This window comes from Streptomyces sp. NPDC045955, assembly GCF_056430805.1.
Genome location: NZ_JBWKKY010000007.1, coordinates 161,907 through 178,859, shown reverse-complemented (window position 1 = coordinate 178,859; position 16,953 = coordinate 161,907). Strand labels below are relative to the sequence as shown.

General features: G+C 69.8%; 17 protein-coding genes. 9 read left to right on the top strand and 8 right to left on the bottom strand.

The genetic code is table 11. The annotated features are described in order from the left end of the window. Positions 1 to 44 precede the first annotated feature (44 nt). The 3 genes from AC07F0_RS16695 to AC07F0_RS16685 form a co-directional block, all read right to left on the bottom strand. Positions 45 to 620 carry a calcium homeostasis/redox stress adaptation protein gene (locus tag AC07F0_RS16695; protein WP_356929081.1) on the bottom strand — a complete coding sequence of 192 codons (576 nt, stop codon included), beginning with the start codon at positions 618 to 620 and terminating at the stop codon, positions 45 to 47. A gap of 147 nt (positions 621 to 767) precedes the next feature. Beyond that, entirely contained in the window at positions 768 to 1,226 is a 459-nt protein-coding gene (locus AC07F0_RS16690; RefSeq protein ID WP_010048511.1) for a peroxiredoxin, read from the bottom strand. A gap of 131 nt (positions 1,227 to 1,357) precedes the next feature. Next, positions 1,358 to 1,795: a DUF3052 domain-containing protein gene (locus tag AC07F0_RS16685; RefSeq protein WP_010048512.1), complete on the bottom strand. Its 438-nt coding sequence runs from the start codon at positions 1,793 to 1,795 to the stop codon at positions 1,358 to 1,360. 447 nt (positions 1,796 to 2,242) lie between these two features. On the opposite strand from AC07F0_RS16685, the gene aceE reads away from it, so the two are divergent. Both aceE and AC07F0_RS16675 read left to right on the top strand, forming a co-directional pair. Next, complete coding sequence (gene aceE / locus AC07F0_RS16680; protein ID WP_478979512.1) at positions 2,243 to 4,990, top strand: pyruvate dehydrogenase (acetyl-transferring), homodimeric type; 2,748 nt, start codon at positions 2,243 to 2,245, stop codon at positions 4,988 to 4,990. A gap of 83 nt (positions 4,991 to 5,073) precedes the next feature. Then, positions 5,074 to 5,808, top strand: coding sequence for a potassium channel family protein (locus AC07F0_RS16675; RefSeq protein ID WP_478979509.1), 735 nt, complete (start codon positions 5,074 to 5,076; stop codon positions 5,806 to 5,808). Positions 5,809 to 5,876: 68 nt separating this feature from the next. Here AC07F0_RS16675 and AC07F0_RS16670 read toward each other — a convergent pair whose 3' ends face one another. Both AC07F0_RS16670 and AC07F0_RS16665 read right to left on the bottom strand, forming a co-directional pair. Further along, positions 5,877 to 6,188: a small hydrophobic protein gene (locus tag AC07F0_RS16670; RefSeq protein ID WP_478979506.1), complete on the bottom strand. Its 312-nt coding sequence runs from the start codon at positions 6,186 to 6,188 to the stop codon at positions 5,877 to 5,879. 235 nt (positions 6,189 to 6,423) lie between these two features. Further along, on the bottom strand, positions 6,424 to 8,049 hold the full coding sequence (locus tag AC07F0_RS16665; RefSeq protein ID WP_478979503.1) for an MFS transporter: 1,626 nt from the start codon (positions 8,047 to 8,049) through the stop codon (positions 6,424 to 6,426). Positions 8,050 to 8,165: 116 nt separating this feature from the next. Between AC07F0_RS16665 and AC07F0_RS16660 the strand changes: the two genes are divergently transcribed. The 3 genes from AC07F0_RS16660 to AC07F0_RS16650 all read left to right on the top strand — a co-directional run bounded on the left by AC07F0_RS16660 (position 8,166) and on the right by AC07F0_RS16650 (position 11,016). After that, on the top strand, positions 8,166 to 8,798 hold the full coding sequence (locus AC07F0_RS16660) for a TetR family transcriptional regulator (RefSeq protein ID WP_478979501.1): 633 nt from the start codon (positions 8,166 to 8,168) through the stop codon (positions 8,796 to 8,798). Positions 8,799 to 8,871: 73 nt separating this feature from the next. Beyond that, positions 8,872 to 10,080, top strand: coding sequence for an alpha/beta hydrolase family protein (locus tag AC07F0_RS16655; RefSeq protein WP_478979498.1), 1,209 nt, complete (start codon positions 8,872 to 8,874; stop codon positions 10,078 to 10,080). Positions 10,081 to 10,146: 66 nt separating this feature from the next. After that, positions 10,147 to 11,016, top strand: coding sequence for a DUF4429 domain-containing protein (locus AC07F0_RS16650; protein ID WP_478979915.1), 870 nt, complete (start codon positions 10,147 to 10,149; stop codon positions 11,014 to 11,016). Positions 11,017 to 11,121: 105 nt separating this feature from the next. On the opposite strand, the gene AC07F0_RS16645 is transcribed toward AC07F0_RS16650, so the two are convergent. Beyond that, complete coding sequence (locus AC07F0_RS16645) at positions 11,122 to 12,135, bottom strand: aldo/keto reductase (RefSeq protein WP_478979495.1); 1,014 nt, start codon at positions 12,133 to 12,135, stop codon at positions 11,122 to 11,124. Further along, positions 12,132 to 12,596, bottom strand: a complete 465-nt coding sequence (locus AC07F0_RS16640) for a MerR family transcriptional regulator (RefSeq protein ID WP_466346196.1) — start codon at positions 12,594 to 12,596, stop codon at positions 12,132 to 12,134. The genes AC07F0_RS16645 and AC07F0_RS16640 overlap by 4 nt, the downstream gene beginning before the upstream one ends. Before the next feature lie 98 nt (positions 12,597 to 12,694). Between AC07F0_RS16640 and AC07F0_RS16635 the strand changes: the two genes are divergently transcribed. Further along, positions 12,695 to 13,162, top strand: coding sequence for a GNAT family N-acetyltransferase (locus AC07F0_RS16635; protein ID WP_478979492.1), 468 nt, complete (start codon positions 12,695 to 12,697; stop codon positions 13,160 to 13,162). An 18-nt stretch (positions 13,163 to 13,180) separates the two neighbouring features. After that, complete coding sequence (locus tag AC07F0_RS16630) at positions 13,181 to 13,996, top strand: serine hydrolase domain-containing protein (protein WP_478979489.1); 816 nt, start codon at positions 13,181 to 13,183, stop codon at positions 13,994 to 13,996. Here AC07F0_RS16630 and AC07F0_RS16625 read toward each other — a convergent pair. Beyond that, positions 13,968 to 14,651 (bottom strand): pirin family protein, encoded by a 684-nt coding sequence (locus tag AC07F0_RS16625; RefSeq protein ID WP_478979913.1) that lies wholly within the window; start codon positions 14,649 to 14,651, stop codon positions 13,968 to 13,970. The two genes, AC07F0_RS16630 and AC07F0_RS16625, sit on opposite strands and share 29 nt — an antisense overlap. A gap of 61 nt (positions 14,652 to 14,712) precedes the next feature. Here AC07F0_RS16625 and fasR point away from each other — a divergent pair, with 61 nt between their 5' ends. Together fasR and AC07F0_RS16615 are read left to right on the top strand one after the other, a co-directional pair. Further along, the gene (gene fasR / locus AC07F0_RS16620) at positions 14,713 to 15,918 is read left to right on the top strand and encodes a fatty acid biosynthesis transcriptional regulator FasR (RefSeq protein ID WP_356929093.1); all 1,206 of its coding nucleotides are present in this window, start codon (positions 14,713 to 14,715) and stop codon (positions 15,916 to 15,918) included. 89 nt (positions 15,919 to 16,007) lie between these two features. Continuing rightward, complete coding sequence (locus AC07F0_RS16615; protein ID WP_478979486.1) at positions 16,008 to 16,940, top strand: ACP S-malonyltransferase; 933 nt, start codon at positions 16,008 to 16,010, stop codon at positions 16,938 to 16,940. Positions 16,941 to 16,953: the final 13 nt, after the last annotated feature.

The window sequence follows — 16,953 nt, the reverse complement described above, 5'->3', positions numbered from 1 at the left end:
GACAGGAAGACCTGGGGCCCCGTCGCCGGGGCCCGTCAGATGGCTCAGACGTTCACGCCGAAGTCCTGCGCGATACCGCGCAGGCCCGAGGCGTAGCCCTGGCCGATGGCGCGGAACTTCCACTCCGCGCCGTGCCGGTAGAGCTCACCGAAGACCATGGCGGTCTCGGTGGAGGCGTCCTCACTGAGGTCGTAGCGGGCGATCTCGGCGCCGCCGGCCTGGTTCACGACGCGGATGAACGCGTTGCGGACCTGGCCGAAGGACTGCTGGCGGGTCTCGGCGTCGTAGATGGAGACCGGGAAGACGATCTTCTCGACGTCGGCCGGGACCGTGGCCAGGTTGACCTTGATCTGCTCGTCGTCGCCCTCGCCCTCACCGGTGAGGTTGTCGCCGGTGTGCTCGACGGAGCCGTCGGGGCTCTTGAGGTTGTTGAAGAAGACGAAGTGCTGGTCGCTGGCGACCTTGCCGGAGTTGTTCAGCAGCAGCGCGCTGGCGTCCAGGTCGAAGTCGGTGCCGGTCGTGGTGCGGACGTCCCACCCCAGACCGACGATGACCGCGGTCAGGCCCGGCGCCTCCTTGGTCAGCGATACGTTGCCGCCCTTGCTGAGGCTGACTCCCACGAGTCCTCCATTGGTGTCCGGGGGCGGGATGCCCCGTTGTGCTCGGATGTCGGATCAACGAGTCGATCCTAGTGACGGGTTCCCGCCCCACGCAGGCCCTGAAGCCGACAATTCAGCGGGTGTCGAGCGCATGACGCCCGACCGGCGTCACAGGGTGTCGAGCGCCTTCACGTAGTCGTTCAGGTCGCGCGCGTCCGGCAGGCCGTTGACGACCGTCCAGCGCACGACGCCCTCCTTGTCGATGACGAAGGTGCCGCGCACGGCGCAGCCCTTGTCCTCGTCGAAGACGCCGTAGGCGCGCGAGACGTTGCCGTGCGGCCAGAAGTCCGACAGCAGCGGGTACTCCAGACCCTCCTGCTCGGCGAAGACGCGCAGCGTGTGGATGGAGTCGTTGGAGACGGCGAGCAGCTGGGTGTCGCGGTCGGAGAACTGCGGCAGGTTGTCGCGCAGCTCGCACAGCTCACCCGTGCAGACGCCGGTGAAGGCGAAGGGGTAGAAGAGCAGCACCACGTTCTTCCGACCGCGGAAGTCGGACAGCTTCACGCTCGCGCCGTGGTTGTCCTTGAGCTCGAAGTCGGGGGCCTTCTCGCCGACCTGGATCGCCATCGTTGTGGGTGTCCCTTCGTGGGGCTTCTCGAATGGGCCCCACCCTACGCAGGGACCGGCGCAGACCGGTGGGCGGGCCGACGATGCCGGCCCGCCCCTCCGAACGGCTGACGTGCGGACGTGCCGTACGGCTAACGCTTCGACTTGGCGGCTTTGGGCGTCGCCAGCCGGCTGCCGCTCCAGTCCTTGCCGACGCTGACGCTCTTGGACGCCGTCAGACCCGCCGTGGTGGCGGCTTCCGAGATGTCGCTCGGCTCCACATAGCCCGAACGGCCGGTCTTCGGCGTGAGGAGCAGGATCGCACCGCCCTCTTCGATGTACGTGGTGGCATCGACCAGCGCATCCGTCAGGTCGCCGTCGTCGTCACGGAACCACAGCACAACGGCGTCGGCCACGTCGTCGTAGTCCTCGTCCACCAGGTCGCCCTCGACGATGCCCTCGATGGCCTCGCGGAGTTCCTGGTCCACGTCGTCGTCGTAGCCGATCTCCTGGACCACCTGCCCGGGCTGGAACCCCAGCCTGGCGGCAGGGTTCGTCCGCTCCTCCGCGTGGTCCGCGGTCGCGCTCACGGGTTGCCTCCTGATCATTTCTTGGGATGTCGGAACCCCCTGCTCCTGTGAGCTCGGGGGAATCTCAGCCACGCGCGTGCGCGAAGCATTGGCCGTAGTCCACACGGGCGGGGCGGATCGCGCAAGTACCCGGCCGTTCAGACCGCCGAAACGGTGACGATCCTGGCGGTGTCACCGCAACTCCAGGCACACCATCATGGCCCGAGGTGACGCACACCACACCTTTCTGCCCTGTTTGGGCGTTTGGGAATCGTCTGGGGGTACGAGACTCGAAGATATTCACCCCATACGTCACGGAGCTGGTCCCGCGCCCGGGTTACCGCTGGGTAGAGATGACGTTTGCGGCCCCGAGGTGGACCATGGGGAGCGGCGCGGCCCAAGCGACAACGCCCGGCGACGACAGCGAAACAGCGGCCCTCGCAGGCCCTCTGACAGGTAAGGAACAGCGTGGCTTCCGCATCCGATCGCAACCCGATCATCATTGGCGGCCTTCCGAGTCAGGTTCCTGACTTCGATCCCGAAGAGACGCAGGAGTGGCTCGACTCCCTCGACGCCGCCGTCGACGAGCGCGGCCGTGAGCGCGCCCGCTATCTGATGCTGCGGCTGATCGAGCGGGCCCGCGAGAAGCGCGTGGCCGTGCCGGAGATGCGCAGCACGGACTACGTCAACACCATCCCCACCAAGAGCGAGCCGTTCTTCCCGGGCAACGAGGAGATCGAACGGAAGATCCTCAACGCGACCCGCTGGAACGCGGCGGTGATGGTCTCCCGGGCCCAGCGCCCCGGCATCGGCGTCGGCGGCCACATCGCCACGTTCGCGTCCTCCGCCTCCCTCTACGACGTCGGCTTCAACCACTTCTTCCGCGGCAAGGACGAGGGCGACGGCGGCGACCAGGTCTTCTTCCAGGGACACGCCTCGCCGGGCATCTACGCCCGCGCCTTCCTGCTGGACCGGCTCAGCGAGCAGCACCTGGACGGCTTCCGCCAGGAAAAGTCGAAGGCGCCGTACGGCCTGTCGTCGTACCCGCACCCGCGGCTCATGCCGGACTTCTGGGAGTTCCCGACGGTGTCGATGGGCCTCGGCCCGATCGGCGCGATCTACCAGGCGCGGATGAACCGCTACATGCACGCCCGCGGGATCGCCGACACCTCGAAGTCACACGTGTGGGCGTTCCTCGGCGACGGCGAGATGGACGAGCCGGAGTCGCTGGGCCAGCTGTCCATCGCCGCGCGCGAGGGCCTCGACAACCTCACGTTCGTCGTCAACTGCAACCTGCAGCGCCTCGACGGACCGGTGCGCGGCAACGGAAAGATCATCCAGGAGCTGGAGTCGATCTTCCGTGGCGCCGGCTGGAACGTGATCAAGCTGGTCTGGGACCGCACCTGGGACCCGCTGCTCGCCCAGGACCGCGACGGCGTACTCGTCAACAAGATGAACACCACGCCGGACGGACAGTTCCAGACGTACGCCACGGAGACCGGCGCGTACATCCGTGACCACTTCTTCGGCGACGACCACCGCCTGCGCGCGATGGTCGAGGGCATGACCGACGACCAGATCCTGCACCTGGGCCGCGGCGGTCACGACCACCGGAAGATCTTCGCGGCGTACAAGGCGGCCGTGGAGCACAAGGGCCAGCCGACGGTGATCCTCGCCAAGACGATCAAGGGCTGGACGCTGGGCCCGAACTTCGAGGGCCGTAACGCCACGCACCAGATGAAGAAGCTGACGGTCGACGACCTCAAGCACTTCCGCGACCGTCTGCACCTGCCGATCTCCGACAAGGAGCTGGAGTCCGGCGCCCCGCCGTACTACCACCCGGGCCCGGACTCGGAGGAGATCCAGTACATGCACGACCGCCGCCGGGGCCTCGGCGGTTACGTCCCCACGCGCGTCGTGCGGTCCAAGCCGCTGCCGCTGCCCGAGGACAAGACGTACGCGACCGTGAAGAAGGGCTCGGGCCAGCAGTCGATCGCCACGACGATGGCCTTCGTACGCCTGCTCAAGGACCTCATGCGGGACAAGGAGATCGGCAAGCGGTTCGTGCTGATCGCGCCGGACGAGTACCGCACGTTCGGCATGGACTCGTTCTTCCCGAGCGCGAAGATCTACAACCCGCTCGGCCAGCAGTACGAGTCGGTCGACCGTGATCTGCTGCTCGCCTACAAGGAGGCGCCGAACGGCCAGATGCTGCACGACGGCATCTCGGAGGCGGGCTGCACGGCGTCCCTGATCGCCGCCGGCTCGGCCTACGCGACCCACGGCGAGCCGCTGATCCCGGTCTACGTCTTCTACTCGATGTTCGGCTTCCAGCGCACCGGCGACCAGTTCTGGCAGATGTCCGACCAGCTGGCCCGCGGTTTCGTCCTGGGCGCGACCGCCGGCCGGACGACCCTGACCGGTGAGGGCCTCCAGCACGCCGACGGCCACTCCCAGCTGCTGGCCTCCACGAATCCCGGCTGCGTGGCGTACGACCCGGCGTTCGGCTTCGAGATCGCGCACATCGTGAAGGACGGCCTGCGCCGGATGTACGGCGGCTCCGAGGAGCACCCGCACGGCGAGGACGTCTTCTACTACCTGACCGTCTACAACGAGCCGATCCAGCACCCGGCCGAGCCCGAGAACGTGGACGTGGAGGGCATCCTCAAGGGCGTCTACCGCTTCAGCGAGGGCACCGGCGGCTCGATCCCGGCGCAGATCATGGCGTCGGGTGTCGCGGTGCCGTGGGCGGTCGAGGCGCAGAAGATCCTGGCCGAGGAGTGGAACGTCAAGGCCGACGTCTGGTCGGCGACCTCCTGGAACGAGCTGCGGCGCGAGGCCGTGGCCTGCGAGGAGCACAACCTGCTGCACCCCGAGGAGGAGCAGCGGGTGCCGTACGTGACGCGGAAGCTGGCGGGCGCGGAGGGGCCGGTCGTGGCCGTGTCCGACTGGATGCGATCGGTTCCGGACCAGATCGCGCGCTGGGTGCCGCAGACGTACCAGTCGCTCGGCGCGGACGGTTTCGGCTTCGCGGACACGCGGGGCGCCGCCCGCCGCTTCTTCCACATCGACGCGCAGTCGATCGTGGTGGGGGTGCTGACCGAGCTGGCCCGTGAGGGCAAGGTCGACCGGTCGGTGCTCAAGCAGGCCATCGACCGGTACCAGCTGCTCGACGTGTCGGCGGCCGACCCGGGGGTCGCGGGCGGCGACGCGTAACGCACTCGGTCCTGTGAAGGGGTGGTGCGCGTCACGGACGCACCGTGGGCGCACCACCCCTTCACGTTTCCTACGATTCGGCCATGCAGCAGCAGTCGGCCCAACTTCGTTGGGAACAGCACACACAGCGGCCGCTCTTCGCGCTGGCCCTCGCCTTCGCCGTCGCCTATGCCGTGCCGATCGTCCGGCCGGACGCGAGCCGGGCCCTGGTGGACCTGTGCACGGCGGTCGAGTGGGTGGTGTGGGGCGCGTTCGCCCTCGACTACCTGGTTCGGCTCGCCCTCTCCGACCAGCGGCTGCTGTTCGTCCGGACGCACTGGCTCGATCTCGGAGCGGTGCTGCTGCCCTTGCTGCAGCCGATGCGGCTGTTGCGGCTGGTGTCCACGCTGCTGCTCGTCGGCCAGCGGGCGCGGATGGCTTCGCAGATCCGGCTCACGACGTACATCGGCGGCTCGGTGGTCGGGCTGCTGATGTTCGGCTCGCTGGCGGTGCTCTCGGTGGAACGGGACGCGCCGGGCGGGAACATTCATACGCTGGGCGACGCCGTGTGGTGGTCCTTCACGACGATGACGACCGTGGGCTACGGGGATCACGCGCCCACCACCGGGCTGGGGCGGATGCTCGCGGTCGGGCTGATGCTGTCGGGGATCGCGCTGCTCGGTGTGGTGACGGCGAACATCGCCGCCTGGTTCATCGCCCGGTTCGAGAGGGACGACGTGGAGGAGCAGCGGCAGACGGAGGCGATCCGGGAGCTGACGGAGGAGGTGCGGGCGTTGCGCGACGAACTGGCGGCGCTGAAGGGGACGTCGGTGAAATGACCTGAAGGTGGGCCTCCGGCTCGGTCGCCGGAGGCCCTTGCCTCACTTCCCCGGGGAGGAACGGCAGGTCAGAACAGCAAGCCGTTCCCCGGAGTCGTCGCTCCGGACAGCCAGATGACGGCCAGGAGCGTGTCGATGGCACCCAGGACCAGGGCGACCACGGCCGTGGCCGGGCGGGAGCCCGCCCACGTGCGGCCCATGGCGAGCCAGCCGCAGACGATCGCCACGGGGCCGAGGATGATCCCCAGCACGAAGAATCCGGCGACCGCGCAGATGACTCCGATGATTCCGAGCGTCGCGCGATCCGGCCCGGTCCGTGACCACGTCCGGCCACGTGAGCGGGGGTGCCTGCGCGTACCGTGTCCGAAGCTCGCCATCATCAACTCCCGTAAACCCTCAGTCGGTTGGGGTTCGGTTCGGGTACGACATGGCGAGTACCCCCACATGGGGTCTCAATCCCGCTGCTTGCGCGCTGCCCCCCTCCAGCAGCGCGCCGCAGCGTCCGTCCTCCATGCCCTGCGGAGGACTTGACCCACTGTGACCTGCGATGCCCGCCGGAGGGGAGGGGTCGGCGGTTTTGTTCACCCTGATAGGCGAACACCCGGGATTCGGCCGTCAGATGTGCGCGGCGCCCGCTTCGGCGCCCGCGTTCTCACCGCGCTTGGTGAGGAACGCCACCAGCACCGCCACCACGGCGACGCCGCAGGCGACGAGGGACGCCGCGCTCATGCCGGAGATGAACGTGTCGTGCGCGACGCCCGTGATCTTCGCGGCGATCGCGTCCGGCGTCCCCGGCGCCACCGGCGGGACACCGACCTGGACGGCCTCGGACGCCTGGTGCTCCTGCTCCGGGGTGAGCGGCGGGAGCCCCGCCTTCGTCCAGTTGCCCGCGAGGTCGCTGTTGACCTTGGAGGCCATCACGGCGCCGAGCACGGCCGTACCGAGGCTGCCGCCGATCTGCATGGCGGCCTGCTGGAGACCGCCCGCGACGCCCGACAGCTCCATCGGGGCGTTGCCGACGATGACTTCGGTCGCGCCGACCATGACCGGGGCGAGGCCGAGGCCGAGCAGGGCGAACCAGAGCGACATGATGCCGCTGCCGGTGTCCGTCTCCAGCGTCGACATCCCGTACATGGCGATCGCGGTGAACGCCATACCGCCCGCGAGCGGGACGCGGGGGCCGAACTTGGTGATCATCGCGCCGGCGAGCGGCGAGCCGACGATCATCATGCCGGTGAGCGGCAGCAGATGCAGACCCGCGTCGACCGGGCCCATGCCGTGCACGTTCTGGAGGTAGAACGTCACGAAGAACAGGCCGCCCATGAAGGCGATGGCCATCAGGACCATCAGCACGACGCCCGCGGACAGCGCCACGGAGCGGAACAGCGCGAGCGGGATCAGCGGCTCCTTCACCTTCGTCTCCCAGAAGGCGAACAGCGCGAAGCCCAGCACGGAGGCGCCGAGGAACGCCAGCGTCTTGGCGTCGCCCCAGCCCCACTCGGACGGCGGGGCCTTGATGAGCGCCCACACCAGGCAGAACACGGAGATCGACAGCAGGGCGATGCCCGGGATGTCGAAGGAGCGCGGGGCGTTCTCGGCGCGGTGGTCGAGCAGGATCCAGACGCCGAGGACGACGGCGAGGACACCGACCGGCACGTTGATGAAGAACACCGACTGCCAGTTGACGTGCTCGACGAGCACACCGCCGAGGATCGGGCCGCCGGCGGTGGACGCGCCGATGACCATGCCCCAGATGCCGATCGCCATGTTGAGCTTCTCGGCCGGGAACGTGGCCCGCAGCAGACCGAGCGCGGCGGGCATCAGCAGCGCGCCGAAGAGGCCCTGCAGGACGCGGAAGGTGACGACCAGCGCGATGCTGTCGGACAGGCCGATGGCCCCCGAGGCGGCGGCGAAGCCGACGACGCCGATGAGGAAGGTCTGCCGGTGACCGAAGCGGTCGCCGAGCTTGCCCGCGGTGATCAGGGAGACCGCGAGGGCGAGGAAGTATCCGTTGGTGATCCACTGGACCTGGGCGAAGGTGGCGCCCAGGTCCTTCTGTATCGCGGGGTTGGCTATGGCCACGATGGTGCCGTCGAGGGCCACCATCATGACCCCCACTGCGACGGTGATGAGGGTGAGCCAGGGGTGCCCTCGCAGCCCCTTGCCCGGCGTCGCGTCCGACGGCGTCGCCGGTGCCTTGCCCCCCGACCCCGTCGTGTCGATGGTGGTCTGACTAGTCATGCTTCGAGGCTAATGACAGCCACTGACAATTGACAAACCAATTCACTAGCCGGTAACTGACATGACGCCTTCCGTATAGCCTGAACTGGGCAAACGATGAAGAGAGAGGGACCTCTTTGAACCTGCGCGAACGCAAGAAACGGCGCACCCGGGACGCGCTGCTGCGGGCCGCCCTGGAACTGTTCGTCACGCGCGGGTACGAGGAGACGACCGTCGACGACATCGCCGCCGCCGTCGACGTCTCGCAGCGCACCTTCTTCCGCTACTTCGTGAGCAAGGAGGAGACGGCGTTCTACGTGCCGCGGCTCGCGGAGACCCAGGTCGTCGAGGCCGTACGGGCCCGCCCGCCGGGCGAGGCGCCGCTGGAGGCGCTGCGCCGGGCCGTACTGGAGAGCTGGGACACGATCAACGAGACGATCGAGGAGATCGTGCCGGTCGAGCTCCACATGCGCGTCTACCGGGTGATCGAGTCCACGCCCGCACTGCTCGCCGCCCACCTGCGGCGGTCGGCGGAACTGGAGGAGGAGCTCGCGCGCATCATCGCCGAGCGCGAGGGGCTCGACGTGGACACGGACCCGCGGCCCCGCATCATCGTGGCCCTCTTCGGCGGAGTGATTCGCGTCACCGAGCGACTGTGGTCCGCGGGGGACGACCTCACCCTCGAAGGAATGCGCCAACTGACCGCCACCTACCTCGATCAGGTGGGTCCGGCCCTGGCCGGGAACTGGCGTACAGATCAGTCCCCTTAGCACATCCACCGAAACGTGATCCCGGTCACTTGGTTAACGCGAGACCCTCTCGTTCTCCTAGTGTGTCCTTTCAGTGACTTCCTTCGACACCACCCCGCAGCTGAACGTCTGGCGCGCACTGCTCGCTCTGGCCGTCGTGTTCGTGATGCTGGCCACCACCGGCTGGACCGCCCTGCGCAACCAGCGGGGCGACTCGCCCCTCCAGGCCTCGCTCTCCGCCTGGGAGCACGGCCGGATCGGCGGCTACCGACTGCCGGACCCGCAGTCCCAGCCGACGAAGCTCGCCCGCTTCTTCTCCTCGCTCACCGAGCGGGACCGCGCGAACCTGGTCCGCAAGTACCCGCTCGCGGTCGGCAACATGAACGGCGCCCCGGTCGAACTGCGCTACCGCGCCAATCGCGTCGCGCTCGGCAAGGCACGCGAGGTCGAGCGGGAGCGCATGCACGACAGCCGTCTCACCCCGTCCGGGAAACTCGAGGCGCGCCGCCGGATGCACCGCTTCGAAGACCTCATGGAGAAGGGCCGCCACATCCTCGCCTTCGACCCCGAGGGTTCGGGGCGGGTGGCGGAGGTCTTCGGCGACCTGCGCGAGGCGGACCGGGTCTCGGTCGTCGTGCCCGGCGTGGACACCAACCTGCTCACCTTCCAGCGCACCCAGCGCAAGTACGCGGCGCCCGTCGGCATGGCCGAATCCCTGTACGCGGCCGAGCGGACGGCGAGCCCCTCGACCCGTACAGCGGTGATCGCCTGGGCCGACTACACGGCACCCAGCGGACTCGGCATCGACTCGGCCACCGCGATGCGCGCCGAGGAGGGCGCCGTACGGCTGAACGCGCTGGTGCGGGCGCTGCCGGGCAGCTCGCCGGTGTCGCTGTTCTGCCACAGCTACGGCTCCGTGGTGTGCGGGGTCGCCGCGCACTCGCTGCCGGGCCGGGTGTCCGACATCGCGGTGGCCGGCAGCCCCGGCATGCGCGCGCAGAAGGCCGCCCAACTGCACACCACCGCCCGGGTGTGGGCCATGCGGGACGCCGACGACTGGATCCAGGACGTGCCGTACCTGGAGTTCGGCGGGCTCGGCCACGGGGCCGATCCGGTGTCCACCGGGTTCGGTGCGCGGGTGCTGTCGGCGCAGGGTGCGAAGGGTCACGCCGGCTACTTCGAGCCGGGTACGGCAAGTCTGATGAATTTCGCAGAGATCGGCGTTGGCGCATACCGCTCGGTGCACTGCGCGCACGAAGACGGCGTCTGCCGGACCGGTTTGTCCGGCACGGCCGCGGCCTGACGCGCGTAGAGGCGAAGAAACTGCGGTCTGCTCGGGAGGGGGACGGAGGAGCGCGTGCCGCATACGATGAGCCGCATGGGTGACGTACTGGCCGGATTTCATGCCGCCTGGGAGTTCGAGTCCGACTCCGTGCTCATCCGCTACGAACGGGGGATTCGAACACCCAAGCTCTTCCAGGCGCTGGGGGAACGCCGTGTGCCCCTGGACGCGATCGCCGGCGTGACGCTGACGCGCGGCAAGCGCGGCACGGTGGTGCTGCGCGTCGAGCCCCGGCCCGGTGCGGATCCGTTGATGGAGGCCGCCGCCGGGCAGCTCAAGGACAGCGGCGATCCCTACCGGCTGGTGCTGCCCGCCGAGCGCGAGGTCCTCGCGGAGTACTACGCCGACGAGTTGCGGTCGCTGCTGACGGAGTCGGAGTCGGGGCCGGCGGATCGGTTCCTCGTGGAGCCGCCGAAGGGGCCGCTGTCGTTCAAGGCCTACGACGGGAAGGCCTCGTTCGACGGGCGGACCGTGAACTTCCGGTGGTTCTGGACGGGGGCGTCGTCGGCGAAGTGGAAGGCCGGGGACCAGAGCTTCCCCGTCGGGGAGCTGAACGGGGTGGAGTGGCGCTCGCCCGAGGTCTTCGAGGGGCATCTGCGGTTGTTGCGGCGCGACGAGTCGGGGGCGGGGGCTGCCGCGCAGGCCGACCAGGATCCTGCCGCGGTGGTGTTCGGGCTGGGGTACGGGCCTGTGCACGAGTCACTGCCGTTCGCCGCGGCGGTGCTGGCGGCGGTGCGGGCGTCGAGTCCGGTGGCGGCCGTGTCCGCGGCGGGGCCGCGGCGTGATCCCGCGGACATCGCTGAGCGGATTCGGCATCTCGGGGAGCTGCATCAGGCCGGGTTGGTGACGGATGAGGAGTTTTCGGTCAAAAAGGCCGAGTTGCTGGCGGAGCTTTAGCGTCTGCGAGGTTCTCGCCGTGGGCGGGCGCGGGTTGTGCGTGGTTGATCGCGCTCACGCGGCGGAGCCGCATATTGACACAGCCCCGCGCCCCTGAGGTTCCTCTCACTCCCGTCCGGCGGACGTGAAGGCCATGTCCGCGTAGCGGTTGCCTGCCACCTGGGCTGCTATCGGGTCCAGGAGGGTCAGTTCCTCGTCCGTCAGGACGATCCTCGTCGCTGCCGTGTTCTCCTCCACCCTGGACGGCTTGCGGGTGCCCGGGATCGGGATGACCGGGAGGTCGTGGACAGCCGCCTGCTGCTGGACCCAGGCCAGGGCGATCTGACCCGGGGTCGCGTCGTGGGACGAGGCGATCGTGCGGATCGGCTCCAGCAAGGCGGCGTTGCGCGCCGCGTTGTCCCCCGTGAAACGGGGCTGCTGGCGGCGGAAGTCGTCGGAGGACAGGTCCTCGGCCGTGGCGAAGGAGCCCGTGAGGAAGCCGCGGCCGAGCGGGGAGTACGGGACCAGGGCCACGCCCAGGTCGCGGGCCGCGGGGACGACCTTCGGCTCGATGTCACGGCTGAACAGCGACCACTCGGACTGCACGGCCGTGATGGGGTGCACCGCGTGGGCGGCGCGCAGTTCGTCCGCCGTGACCTCGCTCAGGCCCAGGTGCTTGACCTTGCCCTCGCGGACCAGGTCGGCCATGGTGCCGACGCTCTCCTCGATCGGCACGTTCACATCGCGCCGGTGCATGTAGTAGAGGTCGATGACGTCGACGTCGAGGCGCTTCAGGCTCTCCTCGACGGCCTGGCGTATGTAGGGCGAGTCGTTGCGGACGATGCGGCGCGTCGGGTCGTCCGGGGGGATCGACAGGGCGAACTTGGTCGCGATGACGACCTCGTCGCGGTGTGCCTTGAAGAACGGTGACAGGAACCGCTCGTTCTCGCCGGCGCCGTACGCGTCGGCCGTGTCGTAGAGGGTGACGCCCAGTTCGAGCGCCCGTTCGAGGGTGGCCCGGGACGCGTCCGCGTCCGAGGGGCCGTAGCCGAAGCTCATGCCCATGCAGCCGAGGCCCTGGACGCCCACCTCCGGGCCGTTGTCGCCGAGCTTCGCCGTCGTGATCCTGCCGTCCGTCATCGGGACCTCTCCGACGCCAGGGCCCGCCCGGCGTCCGCGTAGAAACTGATCTTCCGGTCGAGCACGGCGAGCGTGCCCCGGAGTTCGTCGATCCTGGCCAGCACGTCCTCGCGCGTCGTCTTCAGCAGCTCGAAGCGCTCGCCGTAGGTGTGGTCGCCCTCACGCACGAGTTCCGCGTACCTGACCATGTCGGCGACCGGCATGCCCGTCAGGCGGAGCTTGCCGACCAGGTCGAGCCAGTCGAGGTCGCGGTTGGTGTAGCGTCGCTGGCCGGTGTGGGACCGGTCGATGTGCGGCATCAGGCCGATGCGCTCGTACCAGCGCAGAGTGTGCGCCGTCAGGCCGGTCAGGGCGACGACCTCGCTGATCGTGTACCGGTCCTCGCCGTCCGGACGCCGGTTCTGCTGGGGCGGGCCGGCGCAGCTGTCGGTCCTGGTACCCGTGGTCTCCATCACCGTCATGACCCCAACGCTAGAACCTTGGAGTGCACTCCAAGCAAGCGCGGACGGTAAGAAATCGGCAGGACGCTTCTTGATCCGGCTGGTTAGCGTAGGGCGTCATGAGTGCCGTACGCCGCGCCCTGCCCGAGGACGCCGAGGAAGTCCTCCGCCTGCGCCAGATCATGATCGACTCGTTGTTCGGTGACCCCTCCGCCGTCTGGCACGGAGAGTCGCTCCCCACCCTGAGGGCCAAACTGGGCGAGTCGGACGGGGACTTCACGGCGTTCGTCGTGGACCACCCGGAACGGCCGGGGGCGCTGGCGTCGCTGGTCGCCGGGACGATCGACTACCGCATCGGGAAGCCGGGCGACCCGCGGGGCAGGGTGGGCTTCGTCTTCAGCGTCGCCACCGACCCGTCCGCCCGGCGCCGTGGATACGCGCGCGCGTGCATGACGACGCTGCTGGAGTGGTTCCGCGAACGCGGCGCCCGGCGCGTGCAGCTCACCGCCTCGCCGGAGGCCGAGCCGCTGTACGTCTCCCTCGGCTTCCGCCCCAAGCCCGACCCCTTGCTGGAACTGACGCTCTGAGCGCATAGGCTCGAACGCATGTCGCTGAAGAGCCTCGCGCTGATCGAGAACTGGCCGGTTCCCACCGCCGCGGCGGGTGTCGTACGGGCGGACGGCACCGTGCCGGGTACCCACGGACCGGCCGGACAGCGGTTCCCGCTCGCGTCGGTGACCAAGCCGCTCGCCGCCTACGCGGTGCTCGTCGCCTACGAGGAGGGGGCCGTCGAACTCGACGAGCCCGCCGGTCCGGCCGGGTCGACGGTCCGGCACCTGCTCGCGCACACCTCGGGCCTCGCCTTCGACGAGCACAAGGTCACGGCCCCGCCCGGGCAGCGGCGGCTGTACTCCAACACCGGTTTCGAGCAGCTCGGCGACCACATCGCGAAGGCGACCGACATCCCGTTCGGTGAGTATCTGCGGCAGGCCGTGCTGGAGCCGCTGGGGATGACCTCGACGACCCTGGACGGCTCTCCCGCCAAGGACGGCGTGTCCACGGTCGAGGACCTGCTGCGGTTCGCGGCCGAGGTGCAGGCTCCGCGGCTGCTGGACCCCCGTACGGTCGCCGAGGCGATGACCGTGCACTACCCGGGCACGAAGGGCGTCCTGCCGGGGTACGGGCACCAGAACCCCAACGACTGGGGGCTCGGCTTCGAGATCCGCGACTCCAAGTCGCCGCACTGGACGGGCTCTTCGTCCTCGCCCCGCACGTTCGGGCATTTCGGGCAGTCGGGTACGTTCCTGTGGATCGACCCCGACGCGCGCGCCGCGTGCGTGGCGCTGACGGACCGGGCGTTCGGGCCGTGGGCGATCGAGGCGTGGCCGGCGTTCACCGACGCGGTGCGGGCCGAGCTCTAGGGTCCTGGTTCATTTCCCAGACGAGCAGCTCCGCCTCCGTCACTCCCTCGGCCTCCAGACCCTTCGCGTCGGTGATCCGGGCCGCGTCGCCGGTGCCCAGCCTCTCGCCGTCCAGGTGTACCTCACCGCGTACGACGTGCACGTACGCGTACGCCGCGTCCGGTACCGCCGTCCGCTCCCCCGGCCCCAGGCGCCGGACGTGCAGCATCGCGCCGGCCTCCGGGACGGCGTACGGCGTCGAGTCGGCGATGCCGTGGACGACCTCGTAGTACGGGTCGCCGCCGGGCCGGAGCGGGGCCAGCCACATCTGGACGAAGGTGAGGGGGCCGGGGCCGTCGTTGCGCTCCACGTGCCGCACCCCGCCCGCCGAGCTGAGCCGCTGCACGTCTCCGTGACGCACCACCGACTCGTGCCCGGTGGAGTCCCGGTGCGTCAGCTCGCCCTCGACCACCCAGGTCACGATCTCGGTGTGGCTGTGCGGATGCTCGTCGAAGCCGGCGCCGGGCGCCAGGTGCTCCTCGTTGCAGGCGATCACCGCGCCGAAACGGAGGTTGTCGGGGTCGTAGTGAGGCCCGAAGGAGAAGGCGTGCCGGCTCTCGATTCCGGCGGCCGGGTCACCGCCCTGGTAGCGCTCTTCGGCGCGCCGAATGTCCATCACGCAGTCCACCGTAGACCCGGCGACGCACCCTCCCGTCCGGATAAGGCAGTCTTGTCCCGTGCCCGAACCCGAAACCAGCAAGCACCAGGCCGCAGCCCACGACGTCCATCCGCATGCCGCGACGCTGAAGCGGCTGGAGAAGTCGTCCGGATCGCTCGCCGCGCAGGCCATCGCGCGGATGGACGAGACGCTGCCCTGGTACCGGGCCATGCCCCCGGAGAACCGTTCCTGGATCGGTCTCGTCGCGCAGGCGGGTATCGCCGCCTTCACCGAATGGTTCCGGCATCCGGACGCCCCGCAGGCCATCTCCACCGACGTGTTCGGAACCGCGCCGCGGGAACTGACCCGGGCGATCACGCTGCGCCAGACCGTGGAGATGGTGCGCACCACCATCGAGGTCATGGAGTCCGCGATCGACGAGGTCGCGGCCCCCGGCGACGAGCGGGTGCTGCGCGAGGCCCTGCTCGTGTACGCCCGGGAGATCGCCTTCGCCACCGCCCAGGTGTACGCGCAGGCCGCCGAGGCGCGCGGCGCCTGGGACGCCCGCCTGGAGTCCCTGGTCGTGAACGCCGTGCTCAGCGGCGAGGCCGACGAGGGCGCCGTCTCGCGCGCCGCCGCCCTCGGGTGGAACTCCCCCGAGCACGTGTGCGTGGTGCTCGGCACCGCGCCCGACGGGGACAGCGAGCTGACCGTCGAGGCCATACGGCGCGCGGCCCGCCACGCCAAGCTCCAGGTGCTCACCGGGGTGCTCGGCGACCGGCTGGTCGTCATCGCGGGCGGCAGCGACAACCCGCTGGCCGTCGCCAAGTCGCTCATCGGCCCGTTCGCGGCCGGACCGGTCGTGGCGGGCCCCGTGGTGCCCGACCTGCAGGCCGCGACCCGGTCCGCGCAGGCCGCCGCGGCGGGCCTCAAGGCGTGTTCCGCCTGGCAGGACGCCCCGCGCCCGGTCCTGGCGGACGACCTGCTTCCGGAGCGGGCGATGGCCGGCGACCCCTCGGCCCGCGACCAACTGGTGGAGGAGATCTACAGACCGCTGGAGGAGGCCGGGGCCGCGCTCCTGGAGACCCTCAGCGTCTATCTCGAGCAGGCGAGCAGTCTCGAAGGCGCCGCCCGGATGCTGTTCGTGCATCCCAACACCGTCCGCTACCGGCTTCGACGTGTGACTGACGTCACCGGCTGGTCACCCTCCGATGTACGCTCTGCGTTCACCCTGAGGATCGCGCTGATCCTGGGGCGTCTGGTCGATGGAGATCTCCAGCCCTAAGGTTTTGTCGAGGCTCGACAAAACCCCCTCGTGTTCTTCGTCCCTGTCCCCACGGGCGGCCGTGCCCGTCCCCAAGAGAGAGTGTGAGAGTGCTCGTACTCGTCGCTCCCGGCCAGGGCGCCCAGACGCCCGGCTTCCTGTCAGCATGGCTCGACTTCCCCGGTGTCCGCGGTGCCCTCGAGGCCTGGTCGGACGCCGTGGGACTCGACCTGATCCGTTACGGCACCGAGGCCGACGCGGAGGAGATCCGCGACACCGCGGTGGCTCAGCCGCTGCTGGTCGCGGCCGGACTGGCGTCCGCGTACATGCTCTTCGACGACCCGGCCGAGCTGCCGAGCAAGGTCGGTGCCCTCGCCGGTCACAGCGTCGGTGAGATCACCGCGGCCTCGCTCGCCGGGGTGCTCCCCCACGAGGAGGCGCTCCGCCTGGTCCGCACCCGCGGGCTCGCCATGGCCGAGGCCGCCGCCGTCACCGAGACCGGCATGGCCGCGCTCCTCGGCGGCGACCCCGACGTGACGGTTCCGCACCTGGAGAAGCTCGGCCTGACCCCGGCGAACATCAACGGCGCGGGCCAGATCGTCGCGGCCGGCACCAAGGAGCAGCTCGCCGCGCTGGAGGCGGACAAGCCCGAGGGCGTGCGCAAGGTCGTCGCGCTGAAGGTGGCCGGCGCCTTCCACACGCACCACATGGCCCCCGCGGTCGACACGCTGGCGAAGGCCGCCGAGGCCCTGGCGCCCGGCGACCCGACCGTCACCTACGTCTCGAACAAGGACGGGCAGGCGGTCGCCACCGGCACCGAGGTGCTGGACCGTCTCGTCGGCCAGGTCGCCAACCCCGTCCGCTGGGACCTGTGCATGGAGACCTTCAAGGAGCTCGGTGTCACGGCCCTGATCGAGGTGTGCCCCGGCGGGACCCTCACCGGCCTGGCCAAGCGTGCCCTGCCCGGGGTGAGGACGCTGGCCCTGAAGTCCCCCGCCGACCTCGACGCGGCTCGCGAGCTCATCGCCGAGCAGAGCGCCTAGAAGGAGCCCGAGA

What these genes read in the sequence shown, in the direction of transcription:
- AC07F0_RS16645 (WP_478979495.1), bottom strand. Translation starts at nt 12,135, where the DNA reads ATGACGGACGGCAGGATCACGACGGCGAAGCTCGGCGACAACGGCCCG.
- AC07F0_RS16690 (WP_010048511.1), bottom strand. Translation starts at nt 1,226, where the DNA reads ATGGCGATCCAGGTCGGCGAGAAGGCCCCCGACTTCGAGCTCAAGGAC.
- AC07F0_RS16670 (WP_478979506.1), bottom strand. Translation starts at nt 6,188, where the DNA reads ATGATGGCGAGCTTCGGACACGGTACGCGCAGGCACCCCCGCTCACGT.
- AC07F0_RS16675 (WP_478979509.1), top strand. Translation starts at nt 5,074, where the DNA reads ATGCAGCAGCAGTCGGCCCAACTTCGTTGGGAACAGCACACACAGCGG.
- AC07F0_RS16650 (WP_478979915.1), top strand. Translation starts at nt 10,147, where the DNA reads ATGAGCCGCATGGGTGACGTACTGGCCGGATTTCATGCCGCCTGGGAG.
- AC07F0_RS16640 (WP_466346196.1), bottom strand. Translation starts at nt 12,596, where the DNA reads ATGACGGTGATGGAGACCACGGGTACCAGGACCGACAGCTGCGCCGGC.
- AC07F0_RS16630 (WP_478979489.1), top strand. Translation starts at nt 13,181, where the DNA reads ATGTCGCTGAAGAGCCTCGCGCTGATCGAGAACTGGCCGGTTCCCACC.
- AC07F0_RS16625 (WP_478979913.1), bottom strand. Translation starts at nt 14,651, where the DNA reads ATGGACATTCGGCGCGCCGAAGAGCGCTACCAGGGCGGTGACCCGGCC.
- AC07F0_RS16635 (WP_478979492.1), top strand. Translation starts at nt 12,695, where the DNA reads ATGAGTGCCGTACGCCGCGCCCTGCCCGAGGACGCCGAGGAAGTCCTC.
- AC07F0_RS16665 (WP_478979503.1), bottom strand. Translation starts at nt 8,049, where the DNA reads ATGACTAGTCAGACCACCATCGACACGACGGGGTCGGGGGGCAAGGCA.